The sequence below is a fragment of the Pseudomonas sp. GM18 genome (assembly GCF_000282195.1).
Taxonomy (GTDB): Bacteria; Pseudomonadota; Gammaproteobacteria; order Pseudomonadales; family Pseudomonadaceae; genus Aquipseudomonas.
This window is the reverse complement of the sequence record NZ_AKJT01000072.1, coordinates 49913-75858: the sequence shown is the minus strand read 5'-3', so window position 1 is coordinate 75858 and position 25946 is coordinate 49913. Positions and strand designations below refer to the sequence as shown.

At 59.7% G+C, this 25946-nt stretch carries 28 protein-coding genes, 1 pseudogene and 1 riboswitch; of the genes and pseudogenes, 17 read left to right on the top strand and 12 right to left on the bottom strand.

All coding sequences use genetic code 11. The features are described from left to right. Window positions 1-7 precede the first annotated feature (7 nt). The gene (locus tag PMI21_RS09640; protein ID WP_007939802.1) at window positions 8-1006 is read left to right on the top strand and encodes a class I SAM-dependent methyltransferase; all 999 of its coding nucleotides are present in this window, start codon (window positions 8-10) and stop codon (window positions 1004-1006) included. A gap of 51 nt (window positions 1007-1057) precedes the next feature. Beyond that, window positions 1058-1182: riboswitch (yybP-ykoY riboswitch) on the top strand. A 91-nt stretch (window positions 1183-1273) separates the two neighbouring features. Next, window positions 1274-1858 (top strand): TMEM165/GDT1 family protein, encoded by a 585-nt coding sequence (locus PMI21_RS09645; RefSeq protein WP_026286682.1) that lies wholly within the window; start codon window positions 1274-1276, stop codon window positions 1856-1858. 144 nt (window positions 1859-2002) lie between these two features. Here the strand turns inward: PMI21_RS09645 and PMI21_RS09650 are convergent, their stop codons facing one another. After that, window positions 2003-2818, bottom strand: a complete 816-nt coding sequence (locus PMI21_RS09650) for a M48 family metallopeptidase (RefSeq protein WP_033064101.1) — start codon at window positions 2816-2818, stop codon at window positions 2003-2005. A 275-nt stretch (window positions 2819-3093) separates the two neighbouring features. On the opposite strand from PMI21_RS09650, the pseudogene PMI21_RS30230 reads away from it, so the two are divergent. Together PMI21_RS30230 and PMI21_RS30225 are read left to right on the top strand one after the other, a co-directional pair. Beyond that, window positions 3094-4380 (top strand): annotated as a pseudogene (locus PMI21_RS30230) (HAMP domain-containing protein); the annotation flags it as partial. A gap of 12 nt (window positions 4381-4392) precedes the next feature. After that, window positions 4393-5235, top strand: a complete 843-nt coding sequence (locus tag PMI21_RS30225; protein ID WP_443200768.1) for a methyl-accepting chemotaxis protein — start codon at window positions 4393-4395, stop codon at window positions 5233-5235. 121 nt (window positions 5236-5356) lie between these two features. Here the strand turns inward: PMI21_RS30225 and PMI21_RS09660 are convergent, their stop codons facing one another. Genes PMI21_RS09660 through PMI21_RS09670 form a run of 3 tightly spaced genes read right to left on the bottom strand, consistent with a single transcriptional unit; the run spans window position 5357 to window position 6465 of the window. Then, window positions 5357-5980, bottom strand: a complete 624-nt coding sequence (locus PMI21_RS09660) for an SOS response-associated peptidase (protein ID WP_007939796.1) — start codon at window positions 5978-5980, stop codon at window positions 5357-5359. Between the two features lie 35 nt (window positions 5981-6015). Next, window positions 6016-6276 (bottom strand): putative signal transducing protein, encoded by a 261-nt coding sequence (locus tag PMI21_RS09665; protein WP_007939795.1) that lies wholly within the window; start codon window positions 6274-6276, stop codon window positions 6016-6018. Between the two features lie 6 nt (window positions 6277-6282). Next, window positions 6283-6465 carry a CPXCG motif-containing cysteine-rich protein gene (locus PMI21_RS09670; RefSeq protein WP_007905243.1) on the bottom strand — a complete coding sequence of 61 codons (183 nt, stop codon included), beginning with the start codon at window positions 6463-6465 and terminating at the stop codon, window positions 6283-6285. Window positions 6466-6603: 138 nt separating this feature from the next. Here PMI21_RS09670 and PMI21_RS09675 point away from each other — a divergent pair, with 138 nt between their 5' ends. Further along, window positions 6604-7770, top strand: a complete 1167-nt coding sequence (locus PMI21_RS09675) for a 1-acyl-sn-glycerol-3-phosphate acyltransferase (protein WP_033064099.1) — start codon at window positions 6604-6606, stop codon at window positions 7768-7770. Between the two features lie 180 nt (window positions 7771-7950). Here PMI21_RS09675 and PMI21_RS09680 read toward each other — a convergent pair whose 3' ends face one another. Then, window positions 7951-8229: a hypothetical protein gene (locus PMI21_RS09680; protein ID WP_007939791.1), complete on the bottom strand. Its 279-nt coding sequence runs from the start codon at window positions 8227-8229 to the stop codon at window positions 7951-7953. 194 nt (window positions 8230-8423) lie between these two features. Here PMI21_RS09680 and PMI21_RS09685 point away from each other — a divergent pair, with 194 nt between their 5' ends. Further along, complete coding sequence (locus PMI21_RS09685; RefSeq protein WP_007939788.1) at window positions 8424-8630, top strand: hypothetical protein; 207 nt, start codon at window positions 8424-8426, stop codon at window positions 8628-8630. Window positions 8631-8707: 77 nt separating this feature from the next. Here PMI21_RS09685 and PMI21_RS09690 read toward each other — a convergent pair whose 3' ends face one another. Continuing rightward, complete coding sequence (locus PMI21_RS09690; RefSeq protein WP_007939787.1) at window positions 8708-9292, bottom strand: YajG family lipoprotein; 585 nt, start codon at window positions 9290-9292, stop codon at window positions 8708-8710. Window positions 9293-9477: 185 nt separating this feature from the next. On the opposite strand from PMI21_RS09690, the gene PMI21_RS09695 reads away from it, so the two are divergent. After that, the gene (locus PMI21_RS09695; RefSeq protein WP_007939786.1) at window positions 9478-9711 is read left to right on the top strand and encodes a hypothetical protein; all 234 of its coding nucleotides are present in this window, start codon (window positions 9478-9480) and stop codon (window positions 9709-9711) included. A gap of 741 nt (window positions 9712-10452) precedes the next feature. Beyond that, window positions 10453-11961 carry a malate dehydrogenase (quinone) gene (gene mqo, locus PMI21_RS09700; protein ID WP_007939784.1) on the top strand — a complete coding sequence of 503 codons (1509 nt, stop codon included), beginning with the start codon at window positions 10453-10455 and terminating at the stop codon, window positions 11959-11961. Between the two features lie 62 nt (window positions 11962-12023). Here mqo and PMI21_RS09705 read toward each other — a convergent pair whose 3' ends face one another. Beyond that, a complete protein-coding gene (locus PMI21_RS09705; protein ID WP_007939783.1) occupies window positions 12024-12311 on the bottom strand; it encodes a PA4642 family protein in 288 nt (95 codons plus the stop codon). Between the two features lie 63 nt (window positions 12312-12374). Further along, entirely contained in the window at window positions 12375-12860 is a 486-nt protein-coding gene (locus PMI21_RS09710) for a hypothetical protein (RefSeq protein WP_007939782.1), read from the bottom strand. A gap of 151 nt (window positions 12861-13011) precedes the next feature. On the opposite strand from PMI21_RS09710, the gene dauA reads away from it, so the two are divergent. Next, window positions 13012-14733 (top strand): C4-dicarboxylic acid transporter DauA, encoded by a 1722-nt coding sequence (gene dauA, locus PMI21_RS09715; RefSeq protein ID WP_007939781.1) that lies wholly within the window; start codon window positions 13012-13014, stop codon window positions 14731-14733. Between the two features lie 100 nt (window positions 14734-14833). Here dauA and PMI21_RS09720 read toward each other — a convergent pair whose 3' ends face one another. Further along, window positions 14834-15391, bottom strand: coding sequence for a hypoxanthine-guanine phosphoribosyltransferase (locus PMI21_RS09720; RefSeq protein ID WP_007939779.1), 558 nt, complete (start codon window positions 15389-15391; stop codon window positions 14834-14836). Between the two features lie 176 nt (window positions 15392-15567). Here PMI21_RS09720 and upp point away from each other — a divergent pair, with 176 nt between their 5' ends. Next, window positions 15568-16206 (top strand): uracil phosphoribosyltransferase, encoded by a 639-nt coding sequence (gene upp / locus PMI21_RS09725; RefSeq protein WP_007939777.1) that lies wholly within the window; start codon window positions 15568-15570, stop codon window positions 16204-16206. Between the two features lie 2 nt (window positions 16207-16208). After that, window positions 16209-17483, top strand: coding sequence for a uracil-xanthine permease family protein (locus PMI21_RS09730; protein WP_007939776.1), 1275 nt, complete (start codon window positions 16209-16211; stop codon window positions 17481-17483). Between the two features lie 177 nt (window positions 17484-17660). Here the strand turns inward: PMI21_RS09730 and hemH are convergent, their stop codons facing one another. Both hemH and PMI21_RS09740 read right to left on the bottom strand, forming a co-directional pair. After that, entirely contained in the window at window positions 17661-18683 is a 1023-nt protein-coding gene (gene hemH / locus PMI21_RS09735) for a ferrochelatase (RefSeq protein ID WP_007939774.1), read from the bottom strand. 13 nt (window positions 18684-18696) lie between these two features. Beyond that, entirely contained in the window at window positions 18697-19599 is a 903-nt protein-coding gene (locus PMI21_RS09740; RefSeq protein ID WP_007939773.1) for a TIGR01777 family oxidoreductase, read from the bottom strand. 196 nt (window positions 19600-19795) lie between these two features. Here PMI21_RS09740 and PMI21_RS09745 point away from each other — a divergent pair, with 196 nt between their 5' ends. The 6 genes from PMI21_RS09745 (at window position 19796) to PMI21_RS09770 (ending at window position 25324) form a co-directional block, all read left to right on the top strand. Continuing rightward, the gene (locus tag PMI21_RS09745; protein ID WP_007939772.1) at window positions 19796-20782 is read left to right on the top strand and encodes an NAD(P)/FAD-dependent oxidoreductase; all 987 of its coding nucleotides are present in this window, start codon (window positions 19796-19798) and stop codon (window positions 20780-20782) included. A 154-nt stretch (window positions 20783-20936) separates the two neighbouring features. Beyond that, window positions 20937-21695, top strand: a complete 759-nt coding sequence (locus PMI21_RS09750) for a YbgA family protein (RefSeq protein WP_007939771.1) — start codon at window positions 20937-20939, stop codon at window positions 21693-21695. Further along, window positions 21695-22636 carry a MerR family transcriptional regulator gene (locus PMI21_RS09755; protein ID WP_007939770.1) on the top strand — a complete coding sequence of 314 codons (942 nt, stop codon included), beginning with the start codon at window positions 21695-21697 and terminating at the stop codon, window positions 22634-22636. The genes PMI21_RS09750 and PMI21_RS09755 overlap by 1 nt, the downstream gene beginning before the upstream one ends. A 34-nt stretch (window positions 22637-22670) precedes the next feature. Then, entirely contained in the window at window positions 22671-24113 is a 1443-nt protein-coding gene (phrB, locus tag PMI21_RS09760; RefSeq protein WP_007939768.1) for a deoxyribodipyrimidine photo-lyase, read from the top strand. Between the two features lie 71 nt (window positions 24114-24184). Continuing rightward, complete coding sequence (locus PMI21_RS09765) at window positions 24185-24958, top strand: SDR family NAD(P)-dependent oxidoreductase (RefSeq protein WP_007939766.1); 774 nt, start codon at window positions 24185-24187, stop codon at window positions 24956-24958. Window positions 24959-25018: 60 nt separating this feature from the next. After that, window positions 25019-25324: a YkgJ family cysteine cluster protein gene (locus PMI21_RS09770; RefSeq protein ID WP_007939765.1), complete on the top strand. Its 306-nt coding sequence runs from the start codon at window positions 25019-25021 to the stop codon at window positions 25322-25324. A gap of 62 nt (window positions 25325-25386) precedes the next feature. On the opposite strand, the gene PMI21_RS09775 is transcribed toward PMI21_RS09770, so the two are convergent. Then, window positions 25387-25905: an acyloxyacyl hydrolase gene (locus PMI21_RS09775; protein ID WP_007939764.1), complete on the bottom strand. Its 519-nt coding sequence runs from the start codon at window positions 25903-25905 to the stop codon at window positions 25387-25389. Between the last annotated feature and the right edge of the window lie 41 nt (window positions 25906-25946).

Here is a 25946-nt window from a genome sequence, read left to right as displayed (position 1 = left end):
GCAGAGTATGGATCCGCGCAGTGAAGTACTGCTTCGTCAGGCCGAGTTGTTCCAGGGTTCGGTGCTGCTGGCCGGTTTGCCCGCCGACGACTTGCTGGGTCGCTTGCCCGATGCCCACGGCTGGTGCTGGCACGCCGGCGATCAAGCAGCACTGGACGCCCGTTTCGCCGAGCGCAGCCATTTTGGCGTGAATGCGCCCGAGCGCAAATTCGACAGCGCCGTGGTGTTTCTGCCCAAATCCAAGGACCTGACCGACTACCTCCTCAACGCCCTCGCCTCTCGTCTGGCCGGTCGTGAGTTGTATCTGGTCGGCGAAAAACGCAGCGGCATCGAAGGCGCGACCAAGCAGTTGAACCCCTTCGGCAAACCACGCAAGCTCGACAGCGCACGGCATTGCCAGCTCTGGCAGGTCACCGTGGCCAATGCGCCAGAAGCCAAATCGCTGGAAAGCCTGGCCCAGACCTATGAACTGCCATTGGCCGAAGGGCCGTTGAAAGTCATCAGCCTGCCAGGCGTGTTCAGCCATGGTCGACTGGATCGCGGCAGTGCCCTGTTGCTGGAGCATCTGGACAAACTGCCTAGCGGCCACTTGCTGGACTTCGGTTGCGGCGCAGGCGTGTTGGGGGCGGCGGTCAAGCGACGTTACCCGCACAACCAGGTCACCCTGCTCGATGTCGACGCGTTTGCCGCCGCCAGCAGTCGCCTGACCCTGGCCGCCAACGGTCTGGAAGCGGAAGTGATGACCGGTGACGGCATCGATGCCGCGCCCATGGGTTTGAGCGCGATTCTGAGCAATCCACCGTTCCATGTCGGCGTACACACCGACTACTTCGCCACAGAGAACTTGCTGCGAAAAGCGGCCAAACATCTGAAAAACGGCGGCGAACTGCGGCTGGTCGCGAACAGCTTCCTGAAGTATCAACCACTGATCGAAGAGCACTTGGGCGTGTGCGCAATCAAAGCTGAAGGCCAGGGTTTCCGAATCTACCGGGCCAAGCGCGGCTGAAAACGCTTTTGCAAAAGAGGGCTTGCCCAATCGGATTTGCCTAGGCAGAATCCGCTCCGTCCTAGGGGAGTAGTCTCCCACGAGCGCCATGCTCGTCCGGCATACGTCAACATACTTGGTCCTCAGACCATGGCGTATGCGACCCAAGCGTCCGCACCAGACGGATCGCAGGGTTTGACAAGACCTATGACACGAACACCTTACCCGGGGCGGGAAGGCTGTACGTGTCATAGCCGTGTCGACCCGCCCCTTAGGAAAACCCTGATGATGCTGGACTCTCTACTCGTTCCCACCGCAATCGTTGCCTTGGCCGAAATCGGCGACAAGACGCAACTGCTCGCGCTCATTCTCGCGGCACGCTTTCGCAAACCCTGGCCGATCATCGCCGGCATCGTCGCCGCGACCCTGGCCAACCACGCGGCGGCCGGTGCGGTAGGCGCCTGGTTTGGCAGTTTCTTCTCGAATGCGACGCTGCACTGGATCCTCGCCGCGAGCTTCGCCGCCACCGCGCTGTGGACGTTGGTGCCGGACAAGATGGACGAAGACGAAGCCAGCACCGCCCGCAAGTTCGGGCCGTTCCTGACCACGCTGATTGCGTTCTTCCTCGCAGAGATGGGCGACAAGACCCAAGTCGCGACCGTGATGCTCGCCGCTCAATACCCGGATCTCTGGCTGGTGATCCTCGGCACCACCGCCGGGATGTTGATTGCCAACGTGCCGGTGGTACTGGCGGGTAACTTTGCCGCGGAAAAACTGCCCCTGACCCTGATCCGTCGCCTGGCGGCGTCGGCGTTCTTCATCCTGGCGATTGTCGCAGTGTACAAGGCGATGCAGAGCAGTGGGTGGGTTTGACACGATAACCCGATCATTCCCACGCTCTGCGTGGGAATGCATCCGGTGACGCTCCGCGTCACGACGTTAAAGCGGACGCGGAGCGCCCATGGCGGCGTTCCCACGCAGAGCGTGGGAACGATCACTTAACTTGCAGCTTGCAGCTCATTTCTTGGCGCTGTTGTAAAGCGGCATAACCTTCGGAATCGCCGCCTGCAACGACGCAATCCGACTGGCCGACGCCGGGTGAGTGCTCAAGAACTCTGGCGGTGCGCCTTCCGAGGCTTTGCTCATTTTGTTCCACAGGGTGATTGCAGAGTTCGGGTTGTAACCGGCGCGGGCGGCCAGTTCGAGGCCGATCAAGTCGGCTTCGTTTTCGTTCTCGCGACTGTTGGGCAAAGTCATGCCGTATTTGGCCACGGTGTCCGCCAGGGCCAGGCTGTCCTGCCCCAGACCGAGCAACGCACCGGCGCCCTGCTTGGCCATTTCGAGACCGTAAGCCCTGGACATCGCTTCACGACTGTGCTCGCGCAAGGCGTGAGCGATTTCATGGCCGATGATGGCGGCGATTTCGTCGTCAGTGAGTTGCAGGGTGTCGATCAGCCCGGAGTAGAAAATGATCTTGCCGCCAGGCCCGCAGGAGGCATTCAGCTCGTCGCTCTTGATCAGGTTCACTTCCCATTGCCACTGGGCCGAATCCGGACGAAACACGGGTGCCTGGGCAATCAGGCGATTGGAGATCGCCTGGACGCGCTTGGCGTTGTTACTGGATTTGTCCAGCACGCCTTTGGTGCTCGCCTCCCCGATTGTCTGTTGATAAGACTGGGCGTACATCTGGTTGACCTCGGAGGTCGACAACATACTGAACATGTATTGCGTGCGCTCAACGCCCACAGCGCCACCGTTGGTGGTGTTGACCGACTGACAACCGGCAAGCAGCAGACTTGCACTCAGTGCACACAAAACCAATGTCTTACTCATCAAGAAGCTCCCTGGAAACATGCGGCGTATCCTAGGTGGGGATTTGTATCGGCGCCAGATACAACAGACGTGTAGCACGTACATTTCAGACAAATCCCCGATCACCGTAGGAAAAAATTCACACAACATTGCCCGCCCCGGGCCGATCACGGTCAGCAATGATTCATTTACGACATCCAGCACTCTAAAACAGCCAATTCGTTACACCTGGCTCATGCCCCACCGCCCCAGTGCCGATACAGCTCTGCAGACGTCCTCTTGCGTGCGGAGCACCCATGAAATTCAAGTCGATCCAGTTTTCCGTTGCCGCCCTGGCCGGCGCCATTGTGCTCAGCGTTGTCGCAGCCCTGGTGCTGTACGCGCTGTTTTCCGGTGCCCGGACCCAAGACATGGTCCAGCAACGGACTCAGGCGCAGTTCGAGCAAGTCATCGAACAGCGCCTGACGTCGCTGGCGCAAACCCAGGTCAGCCAGATCCAGCGCGAACTCGAAGCGCCGCTGCTGATTGCCGGCGGTCTGGTGCGGGTCAATACGTTGATAGGCACACCCGGCACCGACGGCCAGCCGCAACTGAGTCTGAGCCGTGAGCAACTGATCAGCCTGATCAAGGAAAACGTCGCCCGGAACCCGAAAATTCTCGGCACCTACATCGGTTGGGAAAAAAACGCCCTCGACCACAACGATGCGGCCTACGTCGACACCCAAGTGGTCGGCATCGACGCCAGCAACGGGCGCTTCCTGCCGTGGTGGTTCCGCAACGAAGACGGCAGCCTGGGCCTGGACAAACTGGTGGACGTCGACGACCAGAAAACCTTGTCCACCGGCGTGCGCGCCAGCGAGTACTACCTGTGCTCCAAGGAAACCAAGAAAGCCTGCGTGATCGATCCGGCGCCCTACAAGGTCGGCGACAAGATCGTCATGCTCGCGTCCTTCATTGAACCGATCATGCTCAACGGCGCGTTCCAGGGCATTGTCGGTGCCGACCTGTCGGTGAACTTCATCCAGGAAATGCTCCTGGGGGCGAATCAGAAACTGTACAGCGGCGCCGGGGAAATGGCCCTGATCGGCGGTAATGGTCGAATCGTCGCCTACACCAAAGACCCGAGCAAATTCGGCGAAAAAGTCAGCGACATCCTCGACAGCAAGCAGATTGCCAACATGGCCAATCTCAAGCGCGGCGAAGTGACTTACACCGTCGACAAGGCCCAGGGCCGGATCGAGTTGTACCTGCCCTTCGGCATCGGCCAGACCGACGCCCGCTGGACCTTGATGCTGCAACTGCCGCTGAACGCGGTGATGGCCGACCTGCAAAAACTTCAGGGTGACCTGGATGCACAGCGCAAGTCCGACACCTTCGGCATGGCCATGGTCGGCCTGCTGATCGCCGGCATTGGTTTGTTGGTGATCTGGCTGGTGGGCCACGGCATTGCCCGGCCGCTGAAGCAGATGGTGACCATGCTCGATGACATCGCCCAGGGCGAAGGCGACCTGACCCGCCGTCTGACCAGCGACCGCAGCGACGAACTGGGCTCGATCGCCAAGGGCTTCAACACCTTCCTGGCCAAGTTGCAGGCGATGATTACGCAAGTGGTGACGTCGGTGCAGAGCGTCAGCGATTCGTCGGAACACACCGCCGACATCGCCATTCGCACCAACATCGGCGTGCACAAACAAATGGCCGAGATCGATCAAGTCGCCACCGCCGTGCACGAAATGACCGCCACCGCCCAGGACGTAGCGCGCAATGCCACTCAGGCTGCGCAAGCTGCCAGCCATGCGGATCAGGCAGCGGCGCAAGGCATGCAAATCGTCCGGGATACGTCGAATTCGATTGGTGTGTTGGCCATCGAAATCGGCAAAGCCGTCGGCGTGGTGCAGACCCTGGCCAAGGACAGCGAAAACATCAACGCGATCCTGACCGCCATTCGCGGTATCGCCGAGCAGACCAACCTGCTGGCCTTGAATGCGGCCATCGAAGCGGCGCGCGCTGGTGAACAGGGTCGGGGTTTTGCGGTGGTGGCCGATGAAGTGCGCAACCTGGCGCAGAAAACCCAGAAGGCCACGGAAGAAATCCAGACCATGATCCAGCAATTGCAACAGGGCACCCGCGATGTGGTGCAGGTCATGGAAGACAGTCAGAACCGTACCGACGAAAGCGTGCAACACGCGGCGAAAGCGGCCGAAGCGCTGGAAACCATTACGCAGGCGGTGTCGGTGATCAACGACATGAACACCCAGATCGCCAGCGCCGCCGAAGAACAAAGCGCAGTGGCCGACGACATCAACCGCAACGTGATCAACATCGGGCAAGTGGCCAATGAAGTGGCCGGTGGCGCGGATGAATCGAGCGCGGCCAGTGCGGATTTGACCAAGTTGGCGGAACAGCAGCGGCGGTTGATCAATCAGTTCAAGGTTTAGGGTTCTATGATCGTTCCCACGCTCTGCGTGGGAATGCAGCCATGGACGCTCCGCGTCCACTGTGACGCAGAGCGTCACGGGATTCGTTCCCACGCAGAGCGTGGGAACGATCATTACGTACTCAACCCGGAGTCAAACACTCCGGCCCATTGAGTTTCGGATCATTCACCATGTTCGCCAGCACCCGCTCGCGCAGCGCCGCGGGCTCGCTGGCCAGCAGCGCCTGCAAGGCATGCAGCGGGGTTTCGGGGTTGAGCCAGGCTTCCTGCCCCGCCGCATCGAGAATCAGCGGCCGACGCTGACTCGAGGCAGGCTGGGTGATCACCGCCGTACTCAGCCATACCTGCTCCTGCACCGGATACGCCTCCCAGATCGCCGCGAAGTACAGCGTCGAGCCCTCCCCCGGCGTCAGCCAGTACGGACGTTTGCGTGTGGTGCCACGCCATTCGTAAAAACCATTGGCCGGCAGAAGGCAACGACGCAGGCGCAAGGCTTCACGAAACATCGGTTGTTCGGCAACGGTTTCGGCGCGGGCATGGGCCGGCGTGCGGGACAGGTCGGTCAGCCATGGCGGCGTCAGGCCCCAGCGGGCGCGGGCCAACTCACGCTGCCCGTCTGCACCGGCACGCAGCATCAACACCGAATCGTTGGGAGATATATTCCACTGGGCCTGCTGATCGGCGGGAAATCCGGGCAGGGCCGCGAAGGCGGGGTTCCAGCGAAACAGGGCATAACGTCCACACATGGGGCAATACGACTCTTGATCAAACGAACGTCAGCCTAACAGACCAGCGTGCCGGGAAAGCTGTCCGGTTCATCGCCGGACAGCGGCAGCGCGGCATTGTACGCAGCGATCAGCTCCCGCGCGTATTGCGCCTGGTCGTTATCGACCGATACACCCAGCAGGCCGAATATCGGCAATTCCCCAGTGCCGCCGATTAAATCCCGTCCCACCAGATGCGCCTCGATGCCTTCACTGGCCAGCATGCTTAGCAGCAATTCGCCTTCCATCAGGTTTTCCGGCTCGTAGATACGCTGCATAGACCCTCACTCGTTTTCGCTGTGAACCTCGAGCAACCATTCGTGACCGTCAGTCTGCAAGACAAAAGTAATGGGACGGCAACACACGGGACAATCTTCAATATAGGTCTGATCGCCGCCGGACAAGTCCAGAACGGCCTCAGACTCTTCACCGCAATACGGGCATTCATAGCGCTCGGTTTCCAGCATCGCGGTCTCCCAGGTGACTTGTGCGTATAATCGCCGGTCTATTTGCAGGGCTATTTTCGTCTGACTACCTTTCAGACCATGCCCCGTTGGTTTTCGATCAAAACCTTTACTTACCCTAGCCGTTTCTAACAAGAGAGCATGATGGGCGAATTCGATGCCATCCGACCTTACGACGACAGCGAAGTCCCAGCGGTGCTGGCACGGCTGCTCGGCGACAAGGCGTTTCTAGATATCCTCACCCACTTCCGCTTCCCGCGCTTTGCCGGTGCCTTCGGCTGGATGCTCAAACCTCTTATAGCGCATCGGCTGCGCCGTGAGTTCGCCGACGTCACGTCGGTGGCCACGTTGCAGGATAAAGTCGAGTTTTACGTCGACCACACCATCGAGCGCGCCACGGACGGGGTGACCTACACCGGCGTGGAGCAGTTCAAGTCCGGCAGTGCTTATCTGTTCATCGCCAACCACCGCGACATCGTGATGGACCCGGCCTTCGTCAATTACGCCGTGTACCACGCCGGCCTGCCGACCCCGCGCATCGCCATCGGCGATAACCTGCTGCAGAAGCCTTTTGTCAGCGACCTGATGCGCCTGAACAAGAGCTTCATCGTGCACCGTTCGATCACCGGTCGTCGCGAGAAAATGGCGGCGTATCAATTGTTGTCGGCCTACATCAACCACTCGATTCGCAACGATTGCGCCTCGATCTGGATTGCTCAGGCTGAAGGCCGGGCCAAGGACGGCGACGACCGTACCGAGTCGGCGATCCTCAAGATGTTCCACATGAGCCGCAAAGACGAGCCGTTCGGCGAAGTCATCCGCTCGCTGAACCTTACCCCGGTGTCGATCAGCTACGAATACGACCCCTGCGACCAGGCCAAGGCCCGCGAGCTGTACATCCGCGCCACCACCGGCAGCTACACCAAGGCGCCGGGCGAGGATGACGTGAGCATTGCCAAGGGCATCACCGGTTACAAAGGCCGGGTCCACGTGAACTTCGCCGCGCCGATCACCGAACTGTTCGAAGACACCAAGCAATTGGCGATCGAAATGGACAAGCAGATTCTGGGCGGTTACCGGTTATTCCCGGTGCATTACCTGGCGTATGCGCAGTGGAAAGACGCCGACCCGCAGTTGCAAGTGCCGAAAGCGGCCGAGCTGTTTGCGGCAGATGAACTGGCCAAGGCTCAGGAAGAATGGCAGCGCCGGCTGGAGGCTTGCCCTGAGGAGCATCGTCCGTTCCTGGTGCTGCAATATGCGATGCCGGTGCGTAATCAATATCGGGTCAAGGCCGGGTTGCCGCTGTAGGGTACTGGCTGGATACGACAACGGCGCCCTGTGGCGAGGGGGCTTGCCCCCGTTGGGCTGCGCAGCAGCCCCTGAATCGGCAATCGCTGGTCTTTCAGACATGCCCGCGACCATCGGTTCTACGACTGCTGCGCAGCCGAACGGGGGCAAGCCCCCTCGCCACAAGTTACCGCGTCGCGATTAGACCCGCGTGCTGACCCACGACACCAGCAAGGCCATCCCGAGGCAGGCAAAACCGAAGCGATAGAAAAACCGGTTCATGCGCAAGGTCGCCCAATCGAGCGTTGGCTCTTCGCTGGGCCGACTCTGGCGCTGGGCTTCGATACTGGCCATCGCGCGTTGTTCACGACGACGGGTGGCATGCAGCAACCAGCCGCCCGGGCAGGCAAACAGCAAGGCCAGCAGGTTGATCAATTTGGCGGGATGAGCGGTAAAGAGCGAAATCAATTGCAGCGACATCACAAACCTCAGGCAGAACCAGTGTGGCAGACGCCCAACCGACGACCGCGGCGCGAATTCTACCGAAAGCGCTCCGGCCTGCCCCGGCTTTCCGACAAATAACGAAACCATTTGACCGATAGCTGTCCCGTGTCACGGCGCCGTCATCTGAATCCGCCAGTCTGTCGCCCCTCAAAACCGACACGGACCGCGTCATGCTCCACGCCGAAAACCAGGATCGTCTTTACCTCATTGCCCAAAGCGACGAACAACAAACCTTAGTCGGCAGCCTTGCCTTCAACGTACAAGACCGGCATTGGCTGGTGTATTGCGCGTTGGGCGGGCATCAACATGCGGATTTGCCGGAGACGGACTTACTGACCGGGGTGAGTGTTCTGGACTTCTATTCAGAAGCGGCTTGATTTCCTTTGCAGGATCGGCAGGCACAAAAAAGCCCGGGGCCATTGCTGACACCGGGCTTCTTGAGTCCGGCAAACCGTTACTCGCCAAGCACCTGACCAATCGTCGGGTCCTTGAACAAGCGGGTCAACGCATCGCTCAACACATCACTGACCAGCTTGGTATTGGTTTCCTGATTCGGCGCCATGCCAAAACGCTGATCCAGCGACGCGCCGTAGCGACCGCTGTAACGACGGTTGGCATTCTGTACATCCGAACGGAACGTCGCGCCAATCGTTGCTTCAGTCACATACAAACCTTCTTTGGGCGACTGATACTTCAGCTCGGCCAGGGTCACCGTCAATTGCGGCGCATTCAGCGCATTGGCCGTCGGCGTGAAGCCCAACAACCGCACGGCCGCCTCAGCCTGAGCCTGCAGCTTCGGCAGAATCTGCGCGCCCTGCACCGTGATCGCACTGGTCTCCGGGTACAGACCGCCACGGGTCCCCAGGGTTGGCGATGGACGACCGTCCACCACACGCACCACCACCGGCTGACCATGGCCGATCGGCGCCAACTGAGCCGTCAGCTTGGGTTCCGGGTTCAGTTGTTGCGGGCTGTGGGCGCAGCCGACGAGGGTCAAACTGGTCACAGTGATCAAACCGAACAACAGGCGTTGCAACATGCTCTTCTCTCCAGAATCAGGCAACTAACAATGCCCGCAGTATAGCGGTGCGCCACTGCGGCGAACTAGCTTCGCGCAACGATTACTGAAATCTCTGACAAACCCGGCGCAGCGCGGTTCCTGTCACACCTTTGTCACCGCCCGCTGGCAACCTTTATGGCAGTCACCCCAAAAGGTACGTTGCCATGCGTTTTCTCATCTCGCTGTTCGCGCCACGCCCGCTGCACCGCAGCTTCGCCCTGCTCGACCACAATGGCCACTGCCAGGCCTTCAAGCAGTGCAGCCTCCAGCCCATGGGTGATGGTTGGGTCGAAATCGAAGAAATTCGCCTCAACTGGCTGCACCATCCCCTGCCCGCCAGCGCCCGTGTCAGCCAGCACCAGCCACGTGCACGCGCGCAGCAACTGCAGACCACCTGACCGGACGCCTAATAAAAGTCATTAAACACGACCATTTCCCTGCGTTTCTTAGATACAATCTCCCCCCGATTATAAGGACGTCTCCTGATCGGGCCTCGCAGCATCGTTCAATGCCTCGGTATTGACACCCCGCACCGCCCACAGAGAGCCGCCCACACAGATCGAGTGAAGCTGGCGCGCTTGCTGTTTCTCAAGCAAAACCCCCACTTTTCGCGAATCTGCAGAGCTGTCATTACGCTCGGTCACTGAGCTGTTTGCCCGTTTTTGCCGCCCATGCACCCCATGGCGGCAATCCATCCGGGCGCGGTGCCAGGCTGGGACAGCCCTTTTTTGAGGTTCACGTCTTCAAAAGAGCGTGAAAAAAACGGGTTTTCACAACTTCACAAGAGTGTGGCGAGCAAATGAATAGTTTTGCGTCTGAACATGCACCATTAGCGTCTACAACAGCCCAACGACACAGGACCGAGTACTCCTCGAACACCGGAGCCTGAAGCCTGTCCGCTACGGATTTGGTTGCACAAACGGATGTCTCGACCATAAGTCGAATTGCCAGCCGCGCGCCGAAATGAGTTCATGTGACTCTTGAGGCCAGGCCGCATGCATCCGTCGAAGTTGCGAAAAATTGCGAAGATTCGGACATGGCGATCCTGGCCATGGGTACCTGGGGCATCACTGACACGCCCCGTCACTCCTGGCAGCTATGCCGACAATTTGGTGCTGCAGATTTTGGAGACGCGTTAAATGGCGCATAACGAAGCAGTCGACGTAGTACTGGTTGGGGCCGGCATCATGAGTGCCACCCTCGCTGTACTGCTTAAAGAGCTCGACCCCGCGATCAAGCTGGAAGTCGTCGAGCTGATGGATTCCGGTGCCGCGGAGAGTTCCAATCCGTGGAACAACGCCGGTACCGGTCACGCCGGGCTGTGTGAGCTGAACTACACGCCGCAGGCCGCTGACGGCACCGTCGACATCAAGAAAGCCGTGCACATCAACACCCAGTTCGAGGTGTCGAAGCAGTTCTGGTCCTACCTGACCAAGAAAGGCACCTTCGGTTCGTGCAAATCGTTCATCAGCCCGGTACCGCACCTGAGCTTCGTGCAGGGCGATGACGGCGTCTCCTTCCTCAAGGAACGTTTCAAGACGCTGAGCAAGCACCACGCCTTCTCGGACATGGAATACACCGAAGACAAGGCCAAGATGGCCGAGTGGATGCCGCTGATGATGCCAGGCCGTCCGGCCGACGAAGTCCTCGCCGCCACCCGCGTGACGAACGGCACCGACGTCAACTTCGGTGCCCTGACCAACCAACTGCTCAAGCACCTGACCAGCGCGCCCGATGCCCAGGTCAAGTACTGCAAGCGCGTCACCGGCCTCAAGCGTAACAACGGCGGCTGGACCGTCAGCATCAAGGACGTCAACAGCGGCAACACCCGCGAAGTCGACGCCAAATTCGTCTTCCTCGGCGCCGGCGGCGCGGCACTGCCGCTGCTGCAAGCTTCGGGCATCGAAGAAAGCAAAGGCTTCGGCGGCTTCCCGATCAGCGGCCAGTGGCTGCGTTGCGACAACCCGGAAGTGGTCAAGCACCACCAGGCCAAGGTTTACAGCCAGGCTGCGGTCGGTTCGCCACCGATGTCCGTGCCGCACCTGGACACCCGTGTGGTCGATGGCAAGAAGTCCCTGCTGTTCGGACCTTATGCCGGCTTCACCACCAAATTCCTCAAGCACGGTTCGTTCATGGACCTGCCGATGTCGGTCCGCGCCGGCAACATCGGCCCAATGCTGTCCGTGGCCAAAAACAACATGGACCTGACCAAGTACCTGGTCAGCGAAGTGATGCAGTCGATGGAGCAGCGCCTGGAATCCCTGCGTCGCTTCTATCCTGAAGCGAAAGCCGAAGACTGGCGCCTGGAAGTGGCCGGCCAACGGGTGCAGATCATCAAGAAAGACCCGAAGAAAGGCGGCGTTCTGCAGTTCGGTACCGAACTGGTCGCGGCCAAGGACGGTTCTCTTGCAGCCCTGCTCGGCGCATCCCCTGGCGCTTCGGTGACCGTGTCGATCATGCTGGAACTGATCGAACGCTGCTTCCCGGCCAAAGCCACTGGCGAGTGGGCCACCAAGCTCAAGGAAATCTTCCCGGCTCGGGAAAAAGTCCTGGAAACCGACGCTGCGCTGTATCGCAAGATCAATGCGCAGAACAACGTCGCGCTGGAACTGGTTGAAGCAAGCAGCGAAACCCAAAGCTACGCTTGATTCAACGGCATAAAAAACGCCCCGTCCTCATTGAGGGCGGGGCGTTTTTTTGTGCCTTTATCTTAACCGCGAGCCTTGTCGATCAACTCGATGTACTCGGCCGCGTTGCGCTGATCCTGAATCAGGGCCACGAAGTTATTGCCGTGCTCATCCTTGCCGTCCAGATCGTAGCCGGCTTCGACAAAGAACGTCAGAAAACGCTCAAAGTCATCGATACGCAGGCCGCGGTACGCCTTGATCAGTTTGTGCAGCGACGGTGAAGTGGCGTCGACCGGCTCGAAATCGAGGAACAGTTTGATCTGCGCATCGCCGATCTCGTCACCAATCACTTGCTTCTTATCTTTACGCATTGCCGACTCCAGCTCGCAGACATTTCACGGGGCGGGCAGTTTACCCCTGCCTTGATGCCGGGCTCAACGCGGACGAACGCTGCCGGTGTGCAGATCGGCCCAGATATGGCCGTTGGCGTAACTCAGAAACTGGCAATACACGGTGTCGTTGCGCAGCAAGTCGATCACCACCCGGTACTGGGCCAACGGGTAATAGAGGGTCAGGGTTTTGCTTTTGTCATCGTAGATCGGTTTTTTCAGGCTTTTGCTTTCGCCATCGAAGTTGACCAGCACCTGGCTGATGGTCGCGCCCTTGTTCAAGGGTTTGCCCTTGAGGCGGATCAGCAGCGGTGAGGTAACCGGGATCGGCTGTTGATTGGACTGGCGCTGACTGCCAATCACCACCGAATACTCGGTAACCTGCAACAGTTGTTGCTGCTCGGGCTCTGCGTCACGCAGAGTCAGATCGTCCGGGGGCAAAAACTGCCCATGCATCGGCGCCGGGGCGGCAGCCAGGGGCAGGCTGAAGACCAACATCAGGGCGGCGCAGCTGCGGATCAAAAGACTCATGACAGGCTCCAGGGACGAGGCCGAGCACTCTAGCATGATGATCAATCGGGCGAATAACCGATCCAGATCAATACTCTCGAAGACAAGGCTGGGCATACTGAAAGAGCCTTCAGCCCTATTTCGACGGCGCGCCGTCTACTGTGGAGTCCCCATGTCATTCTCCATCCCCCCGTTATTCGCCGCCTGGCGTCAGACCCTGCGTGCAGGTTATAGCCTCAGGCGCTTGCGCGGCGACATCAGTGCCGGGGTGACGGTAGGGATTATCGCCATTCCCCTGGCCATGGCCCTGGCGATTGCGGTGGGAGTAGCGCCCCAGCAAGGTTTGTATACGGTGCTGATCGCTGCCCCGCTGATCGCCCTGACGGGAGGTTCGCGCTTCAATGTCAGCGGGCCGACGGCTGCGTTCGTGGTGATACTGCTGCCGATCACCCAACAATATGGCCTGGGTGGCCTGCTGCTTTGCACCATGCTTGCCGGGGCAATCCTGATTACCTTGGGGCTGATTCGGGCCGGACGGCTGATTCAGTACATTCCTTATCCGGTAACCCTGGGCTTTACCGCCGGGATCGGCATTGTCATCGCCACGCTTCAATTAAAGGATTTGCTGGGCCTGAGTACCACCGGGCATGCCGAACATTACATCGAGCAATTAGGTGCGCTGCTCCAGGCATTACCCAGCGCCCGCCTGGGAGACGGGATCATCGGTGTTATGTGCCTGGCGGTTCTGATCGTCTGGCCGCGCTTTGTGCCGAAGGTCCCGGGGCATCTGGTGGCACTGGCCGTCGGCGCAATGTTGGGGCTGGCGCTGGAAGGCGGCGGGTTACCGATTGCGACGCTGGGCGAGCGCTTCAGCTATATCGTCGACGGCGTCAGCCACCCCGGCATTCCGCCGTTTCTGCCGAGCTTCGACTGGCCGTGGAATCTGCCGGGGCCCAATGGTCAGCCGCTGCATTTGTCTTACGACCTGATCCGCCAATTAATGGCACCAGCGTTCGCCATTGCCATGCTCGGTGCCATCGAGTCGTTGCTATGTGCAGTGGTGGCCGATGGCATGACGGGCAGCAAACATGACCCCAACGCCGAACTCCTGGGTCAAGGCATCGGTAACCTGGTCGCACCGCTGTTCGGCGGCATTACCGCCACCGCGGCGATTGCCCGCAGCGCCACCAACGTGCGCAGCGGGGCGTTTTCGCCATTGGCGGCAATTATCCACAGTGCGGTGGTGCTGCTGGCGATACTCGTCCTCGCCCCGCTGTTCAGCTACTTGCCGATGGCCGCACTGGCGGCATTGCTCGTGATGGTGGCGTGGAATATGAGCGAGGCCCGGCATGTCGCGCACACCTTGCGCATCGCACCACGCAGCGATGTGTTGGTCTTGCTGACCTGTCTGAGCCTGACAGTGCTGTTCGACATGGTGCTGGCCGTTGCCGTTGGGCTGTTGCTGGCCGCCGGGTTGTTCGTCAAGCGCATGAGCGACCTCACGGACACCGCCGAATTGCCTCGAGAGTTCCATCAAGCCTTACAGGATTTGCCGGAGCATGTTCGTTGCTATGCGATACGCGGGCCGTTGTTTTTCGGTGCGGCGGAAAAAGCCCTGGGCGTGCTGCGCAAATTCAGCCCGGAGGTCAAAGTGGTGATCGTCGAGATGAGCGCCGTGCCAATGCTGGACATGACGGCGCTGGCGGCCTTCGACAATATCCTCAGGGATTACCGTACCGACGGCATCGGCCTGATTCTGGTCGGGACGGCTGCGCGCGTGCGCCTGAAACTCAGGCGCGCGGGCATCCATCGGGAACAGCGCCAGTTGGCTTACGTGAACAACCTGGAACAGGCTCGACGCAAAAGCGAACGCTGGCTCGTCGGGCAGGACTGAACGCGCAGTTCAAGCGAACTGCGCACACATTCGGGGGGAGATCTGCCTTCAAGCTTCAACGTGCCTGGCGGCTAAAACCGCCCCCAGACAGTCACCCTGCTTACAGGCCTTTAACGGCAAAAATCCCGTTCGCGTTACGCCAGTAGCCTTTGTAGTCCATGCCATAACCGAAGATGTAACGGTCAATGCACGGCAGGCCGACGAAATCGGCTTTCAGGTCCGGGCGAGCCTTGCGGTCGTGGTCCTTGTCGATCAGCACGGCGGTGTGCACTTTGCGGGCGCCGGCGTGCTTGCAGAAATCGATGATCGCGCCCAGGGTGTGACCTTCATCGAGGATGTCGTCGATGATCAGCACGTCACGGTCGATGAACGAGACTTCCGGCTTGGCTTTCCAGAACAGCTCGCCGCCGCTGGTTTCGTTGCGATAGCGGGTGGCGTGCAGGTAGGACGCTTCCAGCGGGAATTGCAGATGGGTGAGCAGCTTGCCGGCGAAAATCAGGCCGCCGTTCATCACACAGAACACCACCGGATTGCTTTCAGCCAGTTGTTCGTTGATATGTGCACCGACGCGGGCGATGGCCGCCTCGACTTCAGCTTCGGTGTACAGGCAGTCAGCCTCTCGCATGATTTGACGGATATGCTCGAGATCAGCGGACATGGCGCTCTCCAAGGGGTTTGAGGGGGAGGGACGGATTCGGAAAAGCGGGCAAAGGTACGCATCCCGCACGGCCAGATCAAGCGTTTGTGGACTAACGTACTGTATGTCTATAGGACAACACCCTCGGATAGATTAATCTAGGCCGGTTTTTTTGCCCGCCGCCGGAGCCTTTCCCCATGCCCATCCGTGAGATCCGCCATCCGCTGATCCGTCATAAACTTGGCCTTATGCGCCGCGCCGACATCAGCACGAAGAATTTCCGTGAGCTCGCTCAGGAAGTCGGTGCCCTGCTGACCTATGAAGCCACCAAAGACCTGCCGCTGGAAAGCTACGACATCGAAGGCTGGTGCGGCACGGTGTCGGTCGAGAAAATCGCCGGCAAGAAGATTACCGTGGTGCCGATCCTGCGTGCCGGTATCGGCATGCTTGAAGGCGTGCTGAGCCTGATCCCGGGCGCCAAAGTCAGCGCCGTGGGCGTGGCCCGTAACGAGGAAACCCTCGAAGCCCACACCTACCTGGAAAAACTGGTGCCGGAAATCGACGAGCGCCTGGCGATGATCATCGACCCGATGCTCGCCACCGGCGGCTCGATGGTCGCCACTATCGATTTGCTGAAGAAGGCCGGCTGCAAGGACATCCGCGCGATGGTCCTGGTGGCCGCTCCTGAAGGTATCGCCGCTGTGGAGAAGGCTCACCCGGACGTGACCATCTACACCGCTTCCATTGACCAGAAACTGAACGAACACGGTTACATCATCCCAGGCTTGGGCGATGCCGGTGACAAGATCTTCGGCACCAAGCAGAAGGACGCGTGACCATGCAGCAAGAGTTCAACGATCCGCTCTGGCGCACGGTGCTGTCCGGCGCGCAGATGCTGTTCGTGGCCTTCGGTGCCCTGGTGTTGATGCCGCTGATTACCGGCCTCGACCCGAACGTGGCGCTGTTCACCGCAGGTTTAGGGACAATCCTGTTCCAGATCGTCACCGGGCGTCAGGTGCCGGTATTCCTGGCGTCGAGCTTCGCCTTCATCACCCCGATCATTCTCGCCAAGGGCCAGTTTGGCCTGGCAGCGACCATGGGTGGTGTGATGGCGGCCGGGTTCGTCTACACCTTCCTCGGCCTTGCGGTGAAGATCAAAGGCACCGGGTTTATCGACCGTTTGCTGCCTCCGGTGGTGATTGGCCCGGTGATCATCTCCATCGGCCTGGCCATGGCGCCGATTGCCGCCAACATGGCGATGGGCAAGGCGGGCGACGGCACTGAGCTGATTCATTACCAGACGGCGATGATGATTTCGATGCCGGCGCTGCTGACCACCCTGATCGTCGCGGTGTTTGGCAAAGGTATTTTCCGCCTGGTGCCGATCATCTCCGGTGTGCTGGTGGGTTTTGCCATGGCGTTCTATTTCGGTGTGGTCGATACCGCGAAGATTGCCGTGGCACCATGGTTCGCGATTCCACAGTTCACCGCACCCGAATTCAACTGGCAGGCGATTCTGTTCATCGTTCCGGTGGCCCTGGCCCCGGCCATTGAGCACATCGGCGGCGTGATCGCGGTCGGTAGCGTGACCGGTCGCGATTACCTGAAAAAGCCCGGCCTGCACCGCACCTTGCTCGGCGATGGCATTGCCACCACCGCAGCCGGCCTGTTCGGCGGCCCACCCAACACCACTTACGCCGAAGTGACTGGCGCGGTGATGCTGACCAAAAACTACAACCCGAAAATCATGACCTGGGCGGCGATCTTCGCCATCAGCCTGGCGTTCATCGGCAAGTTCGGCGCGCTGCTGCAAAGCATCCCGGTGCCGGTGATGGGCGGGATTCTCTGTCTGTTGTTCGGTTCGATTGCCGCGGTGGGGATGAACACCATGATTCGCCACAAGATCGACCTGGGCGAAGCACGCAACCTGGTGATTGTCTCGGTGACGCTGGTGTTCGGGATTGGCGGCATGCTGGTCGGCACCGGTACCGGCCAGAACGATTTCGGCCTCAAAGGCATCGCGCTGTGCGCGGTGGTGGCGATTGCGCTGAACCTGTTGCTGCCAGGCAATGACAGCTGGAAGCACAAGAAGGCGGATGAGCCGCTGTTGTAAGCAGGCAACTCAATCCCCTGTGGCGAGGGAGCTTGCTCCCGCTTGATCGGGCTGGCGCACCAGTGCGCAGCACTCACAAAATCTTCATTGACTGCAAAGATTTTGGGGCCGCTACGCGACCCAGCGGGAGCAAGTTCCCTCGCCACAACCAGCCCGCCTTCACTTCAATGTATGTTCCTACAAAGCCAACGGCGCCCTTTCGCACAAGGTGCTCAATGCCCGCGCCCATTGCGGATTATCGTTAAGGCAAGGCACCAGCACCAACTCCTCCCCTCCCGCTTCGCGGAATTGCTCCTTCCCACGATCACCGATCTCTTCCAGCGTCTCAATGCAGTCGGCAACAAACGCCGGGCACATCACCAGGACTTTCTTCACGCCGCTTTTGGCCAACTCATCGAGGCGAGCTTCGGTGTAGGGTTCAATCCACTTGGCCCGGCCCAGACGCGACTGAAACGATACCGACCACTTGCCGTCCGGTATGCCCATACGTTTGGCAAACTCTGCGGCCGTGCGCAGGCACTGACCGCGGTAACAGGTCGCGACCACCTCCGGCGGCGCACCGGCGCAGCAATCGCCGCCACCCTCGAAGCTGTGCCCCGGATTGAGCTTCTTCAGGTGACGCTCCGGCAAACCGTGGAAGCTCAGCAGCAGATGATCGAAATCCTGTTGCAGATAAGGCCTGACACTGGCCACCAACGCATCGAGGTATTCCGGCTGATCGTAGAACGGCTGAAGAACCGAGAACTGCACGTCGAGCTTTTTATCGCGCACCACGCGCTTGGCTTCTTCGATCACCGTGGTCACGGTGCTGTCGGCGAATTGCGGATAGAGCGGTGCCAGGGTCACTTTCTTATGCCCCTGGGCAGCCAGCCGCACCAGCGCGGACTCAATGGACGGCTCGCCATAACGCATCGCCAGCTCAACAGGCCCATGAGCCCACTGCCGGGTCATGGCCTGTTGCAGGCGACGGCTGAGCACCACCAGTGGCGAGCCCTCCTCCCACCAGATCGACGCGTAAGCGTGAGCCGATTGTTCCGGGCGTTTGATCAGAATCAACGACACCAGCAAACGCCGCACCGGCCAAGGCAGGTCGATCACATACGGGTCCATCAGAAATTGATTGAGGTAACTGCGCACATCCGCCACCGAGGTGGAGGCAGGTGAACCCAGGTTGACCAGAAGCAACGCGTGATCGGTCATGCAACGTCCTATTTCAGAGGCGGCCGGACAGATCGTCCAATGCCGCGCGCAAATCAGTGAACCGGAAAGTGAAACCCGCTTCCAGCAAGCGAGCCGGCATAGCCTTCTGACCACCCAGCAACAACAATGACAACTCGCCCAGGCCGACCTTCAAGACGAGAGTCGGCATCGGCATGAACGCCGGACGATGCAACACGTCACCCAACGTTTTGGCGAATTCGCGATTGCGCACCGGCTTGGGCGCGCAGGCATTATAGGGACCGCTGGCCCCATTGCGATGCAGAAGAAAATCAATCAGGGCGATTTGATCCTCGATATGAATCCACGACATCCACTGCCGACCGTTGCCGATCGGCCCGCCGAGCCCCAGCTTGAATGGCAACAACAGCCGCGACAAAAAGCCGCCCTCGGCGGACAACACCAACCCGGTACGGATGAGAATCACGCGAATGCCCATGGCTTCGGCGCGTTGCGCGGTTTCTTCCCAGGCGACGCACAACTGGCTGGCGAAATCATCGATGACCGGTGGCGATTTCTCGGTCAACTCCCGCTCGCCGCCGTCGCCGTACCAACCGATCGCTGAACCGGAGATCAGCACCTGCGGTTTCTGCTCACGACTTTCGAGCCAGGCCAACAGGGTTTCGGTCAGGGTGATCCGGCTGCTCCACAACAGCGCTTTGCGTTTGTGGGTCCAGAGCCGATCGGCGATCGGCGCCCCCGCAAGGTTGATGATTGCATCCACCGGTTCTGGCCCAAAATCCTCAAGCCGTGCGATTCCCCGTACCTGAGTGCCACAGATTTTGCCGACTTTTTTGGGCGTGCGACTCCAGACCGTGAGGTGATGTCCCTGACTCAACCAGTGTCGGCAGAGCTGACGTCCTATCAAACCAGTACCGCCGGTCAGCAATATGTGCATGACATGTTCCTCGCGTGGCGTTTTACCCGGATCACTAGTCTATTTTTATAAGCAGGGATCTTTGGTATCGGGCAGGTTCTGTGTTTAACAATAGGCCAAGCTCTCAGAACGAGAACGCTAAAAGTTATACCAAAAAACAATATTGTACAGGTTTGAACCACGGCGTAGTCTGTACAGAAAGGCAAACGAGGCCCCTATGACTGTACCTATCGCAATCATCGGCACCGGCATCGCCGGACTCTCAGCCGCCCAAGCCCTTACGGAGGCCGGGCATGTCGTTCAACTGTTCGATAAAAGCCGCGGCAGTGGCGGACGCATGTCGAGCAAGCGCAGCGATGCGGGTGCTCTGGACATGGGCGCGCAATATTTCACTGCCCGCGACCGTCGCTTCGTCACCGAAGTCCAGCGCTGGCAAGCCAACGGTTGGGTCGCCGTGTGGACACCGCAGCTCTATACCTACCACGGCGGCCAGCTCAGACCCTCGCCGGACGAACAGACACGCTGGGTCGGCACGCCGCGCATGAGCGCCATCACCCGTGCGCTGCTCGGTGACCTGGAAGTGCAATTCAGTTGCCGGATCACCGAGGTCTATCGCGGTGAAGAGCACTGGCATCTGCAAGACGCCGAAGGCTTCACCCACGGGCCGTTCAGTCATGTGGTGATTGCCACGCCGGCCCCTCAGGCGACCGCGTTGCTGCCTGCCGCGCCGAAACTCGCCGGAGCCGCCGCCGGGGTAAAAATGGAGCCGACCTGGGCGGTCGCCCTCGCTTTCGACACGCCACTGGATACCCCGATCGAAGGCTGCTTCGTGCAGGACAGCCCCCTCGACTGGCTGGCGCGCAACCGCAGCAAACCGGGACGCGACAACACCCTCGACACGTGGGTGTTGCACGCCACCAGTGCGTGGAGCCGGCAGCATATCGATCTGTCCAAGGAAGCGGTGATCGAGCAATTGCACGGCGCATTTGCCGAACTGCTGCACGACGCCATGCCTGCACCGACTTTCAGTCTCGCTCACCGCTGGCTTTACGCCCGTCCGGCCAGCAGCCATGAATGGGGAGCCTTGGCCGACGCTGATCTGGGCTTGTATGTATGCGGCGACTGGTGCCTGTCCGGCCGTGTCGAAGGCGCCTGGCTGAGTGGCCAGGAAGCGGCCCGCCGTCTGCACGAACACCTGCAGTGAACCGCCTCGATTCGAGCACATTGCTGCTGTCGACAGGGACAGCAGCCCTGCAAAAACTTATACAGAAAAATTGACTTGTACACCTTTGAATCTATGATGAACAGATATTGTACAGGTTTAATAATCCGTACAAGTCTGGATTCGAGGTGCTCCGATGCCTGCACAATCAGCGACCCCACCCAAAATCGCCATCAGCGCCTGCCTGATGGGGGCCGAGTACGCTCAGAAAATGGCATTGGAACTGGGCGACATCTGCGGCTATATCTTCATGCAGAAATCCCCTTCGTGCGGTCTGGAGCGGGTCAAGGTCTACCACGCCAACGGCGTGCCGGTGGACGGCGGTAGCCGTGGCATTTACGCCCGGACCTTCTGCGCGCTGCACCCCGATTTGCCGGTGGAGGAAGAAGGCCGGCTCAACGATCCGGTGCTGCGGGAAAACTTCCTTACCCGCGTATTCGCCTACGGCGCCTGGCAGCAGTTGCTGCAAACCGGCCTGACCCGGCGCGGCCTCACGGACTTTCACTCGCGCTACAAATACCTGTTAATGGCCCACAACCCGGTGCAATACAAAACCCTGGGCAACCTGCTGGGCAACATGGACCAAACCACCCCTGAAGTCATCGGCCCGCGCTATTTCAGCGAGCTGATGGCGGCCTTGAAAAAATGCGCCACGCGCCGCACCCACACTAATGTCCTGCAACACCTCAGCGGCTACCTCAAACAAGCCATCAGCACCGAAGACAAACAAGAAGTGCAGCACGTCATCGGCCAGTATCGTCACGGTATCGTGCCGCTGGTGGTACCCCTGACGTTGCTCAAGCACTACTTTCGCCAACACCCGGATCCGTACATTGCGCAACAGGTCTACCTGCAACCGCACCCGGAAAACCTCAGCCTGCGAAACGCAATCTAATGAAAACCCCACCGGACACCAGCGCCAGCGAAGACCTCGGCACCGACTTCAAAAAGGCCCTGGACGCAGGCTGGCTGCCCATCCGTGAAGTGGCCCGGCAGACCGGAGTCAACGCCGTCACCTTGCGCGCCTGGGAACGGCGCTATGGGCTGATCGTGCCTCAGCGCACTCCCAAGGGACATCGACTGTTCTGTGCCGAACACGTTCAACGAATCCTGACGATCCTCACCTGGCTCAATCGCGGCGTGGCGGTCGGTCAGGTCAAGCAACTGCTCGACACGCCTCAGGTACTTACCGAGCCCGTCGGGAATGATTGGCTGGTGCTGCGCCAGACACTGCTACAAGCCGTTACCCAACTGGCCGAACGCACCCTCGATGACACCGTAAACCAGGCAATGGCGCTGTATCCGCCACGCACCTTGTGTGAACACCTGTTGATGCCGTTGCTGGCGGAACTGGAACAACGCTGGCAAGGGCAATTCGGTGCGCAGATGGAGCGAGTGTTTGTCTATTCCTGGTTGCGCAGCAAATTCGGCGCGAGGATTTACCACAACAACCGCCAGTTGCGCACCGCGCCGCTGCTGCTGATCAATCACTCGGACCTGCCTCTGGAACCTCATCTATGGCTCACCGCCTGGCTGATCAGCAGCACCGATTGCCCGGTGGAAGTTTTCGACTGGCCACTCCCGGCCGGCGAACTGACGCTGGCGGTCGATCACCTGCAAGCCCGCGGCGTACTGCTGTATTCCAGCAAAGCCATGAATCTTGCAAAATTGTCGAAACTTTTGAATGGCGTCAGTTGCCCAAAAATGATCGCCGGACCAACGGTGTGCATCCACCACGCCGATTTGTCCGCAAAAAACACCGCCATTGCTGATTTGATCCTGGCCGATAACCCGTTATCAGCCCATCTGGACCTGATTCAGCGCGGGCTCATTTAATGGCGCTTTTTTGATGAATCGTACGGATACGACCATGCAATTGATCTGGCTGCGCAGCGATTTGCGTCTACACGACAACACCGCCCTCTCGGCCGCCGCCGTCCGTGGCCCGTGTGTGGCGGTGTATTTGCTGAGCCCGCAGCAGTGGCTTGCGCATGACGACGCGCCGTGCAAAGTGGACTTCTGGTTGCGCAACCTCGGCGAATTACGCCGTGCGCTGGACGCCCTGAATATCCCGTTACTGATTCGCCAGGCGTCGCGCTGGGATGAGGCGCCCAAGGTTCTGCTCGAACTGTGCCAGCAGTTGAAGATCGACGCAGTGCACGTCAACGAGGAATACGGCATTCATGAAACCCACCGTGATGCGGCGGTGGCCCAAGCGCTGAAAGCCCGGGGCATCGACTTTCACAGCCACCTCGATCATCTGCTGTTCAAGCCAGGCACCGTGCTCACCAGAACCGGAACCTACTTCCAGGTCTTCAGCCAGTTTCGCAAGGTCTGCTACGAACGCCTGCACGCATCATTACCCGGATTGGTCGCTGCACCCGCCCTTCAGGCTCCATTACATATCAGCAGCGACGAACCGCCTTCCCGTGTCGAGGGTTTCGATTCCCCCCACGACAGCTTGCGTGCCCTCTGGCCGGCCGGTGAAACCGAAGCCCGGCGCCGTCTCGACGCCTTTGTCGACGCCCGGATCGACTATTACCACAGCGAACGCGACTTCCCGGCAAAACCCGGCACCAGTCAGCTCTCAGCCTATCTCGCCGCCGGGGTGATCTCCCCTCGCCAGTGCCTGCACGCCGCGTTGCGAAGCAATCAGGGCGAGTTCGAAAGCGGCAAGGTTGGCGCCGTCACCTGGATCAACGAGCTGCTGTGGCGTGAGTTCTACAAACACATCCTGGTAGGCTACCCACGTGTATCCCGGCACCGCGCCTTCCGCCCGGAAACCGAGGCCCTGGCCTGGCGTGACGCCCCGGAAGAGCTCAAGGCCTGGCAGCAAGGCCGCACCGGTCTGCCGATCATCGATGCCGCCATGCGCCAATTGCTGGAAACCGGCTGGATGCACAACCGCTTGCGCATGGTGGTGGCGATGTTCCTGACTAAGAACCTGCTGATCGACTGGCGTGAAGGTGAGCGTTTCTTCATGCGGCATCTGATTGATGGCGACTTGGCGGCGAACAATGGTGGCTGGCAGTGGAGTTCGTCCACCGGCACCGATTCGGCGCCCTGGTTCCGGATTTTCAACCCACTGAGGCAGTCGGAAAAATTCGATGCTGAAGGGGTATTCATTAAGCATTGGTTGCCGCAGATCAATACAATGAACAAAAAAAACCTGCATAACCCGGCGAGTCTCGACGGATTGTTCGGCGTAAGGGATTATCCATCGCTGATCGTCAACCTGAGCACTTCCCGCGAACGGGCCCTGGCCGCGTTCAAAAACCTGCCGTCGCGACAAGGTTTATCGCCACCGGAGTAATTTGAGCCGCAGCGTAACGTTATGAACACGGTATTAAGCCGGGACATTATCGGGTTAAAAAGGGAATCGGGATGAGTCGTACACCTCCAAGGCGATACTGGTTGACCGACGCCAGCAATGGTATTGGTGCTGCGCTGGCCGAAGAAATACTGAAAACCGGTGCTCATCTGGCGGCCAGCTCCCGCTCGGTGGCGTCACTGATATCCCTGTCTGAGCGCTATCCCGGTCAAGTGCTGGTGGTCGCAGGCGATTTGACCAACGGCCAAAGGGTGCGCGAAATCGGTGAGCAGATTGCGCAGGAATGGGGCTCTCTGGACACCATGATCCTCAACGCGGGCACCTGCGAATACGTCGATGCCAATCAGTTCGGCTCATCAATCATCGAACACATCGTGCGCACCAACCTGCTTGCCAGCAGCTATTGCATCGCAGCCGCCCGGCCCCTGCTACAGGCGGGCACTGCGCCGCATCTGGTGGGTATGGCCAGTTCGGTGACCTGGCTACCGCTGCCATGGGCTGAATCCTACGGCGATTCAAAGGCTGGGTTGAGTCATTTATTCGAATCCTTACGCATCGACGTGGCGCCGGAAAACATCGAAATGACCGTGATCAGCCCAGGATTTATCGATGCACCCCTGAACAACGACGTTCCGTTACATATCGACTGGTCGGCGGGCAAAGCCGCGCGATACCTCCTCGACATGATCAAGAATCGTCCACTGGAATTCTCCTTGCCGGAGCTGCTCATGCCTGTTCTTTGGCCCCTGCCGCAACAACCCGACCAGACGGGACTGGTAATCGACGAACAAGCGCGAAACAAGCCGCCAATTGAGGATCTGCCGTGAAGCCTGAGCGTCTGTCAGGCCTTTTACACAGCGTGGGCCCACTGCCTTACACTGCGCGCCATGAAAACCATTCCCCACACGCAAGTCGCCGAGCCTGCGGTCACCTGCTCGACCTGCGCAGCCTGCTGCTGCCAGCTTGAAGTGATGCTGATCACCGACACCGGCGTGCCCGAACGTTTTATCGATACCGATGATTGGGGGGGTGAAGTCATGCTGCGACTGGATGACGGCTGGTGCGCCGCGCTGGATCGCAACAGTATGATGTGCACCATTTATGAAAAGCGTCCGCTGATCTGCCGGGAGTTCGAAATGGGCGCACCGGAATGCATCGCCGAACGCCAGGGGATTGCAACGGCGTATCGCTGAAGTCGAAGCCCCCTGAATACGAATGTGGGAGCTAGCGCTCCCACACTTAAAACATCACAGGCTTACAACGGCATCGTGTAATGCAATGCGTAGCTTTCTACACCGTCGTTCGGGTTACTGATCCCGGCATTGGAGTAGTGGGTGGCGCGAATCCCGACTTCATGTCCGCCGGCAAAGCGCAGGCCAAACCCGAAACGGTCTTCGAACTGAAAGGCACTGCCGAGCTTGTTATCTTCGTATTCGGTGTTGGCAAACACCGCGACACCGATACCCGCTTCGACGTAGGGTTTGATGGTCTGACCGGCAAACTCGTACACCAGCACCGGCGAGAACGACAAACTGTGATTGCTCGCCGTTTTGTCGCCATCCCAGTAGGTGTAAGCGCCGCTCCAGTAGCCGGTCAAGCGACCAACATCACTCTGCAACCAGCTCTTGTCCCAATCGAACTGCATGCCCAGTCGGTAGGTCATGGTCGAATCGCTGGTCTGGCCGACCCCGAACTCCACCCCTGCCGCCTGCGCGGTAAAACTGTGCCCCATCAATGCGGTCGCAATCGCGGCCAAACAGAATAGTCGCTTCATTAGAAACATCCTTTTCCGAACAATTTAGTATGGTTTTTATA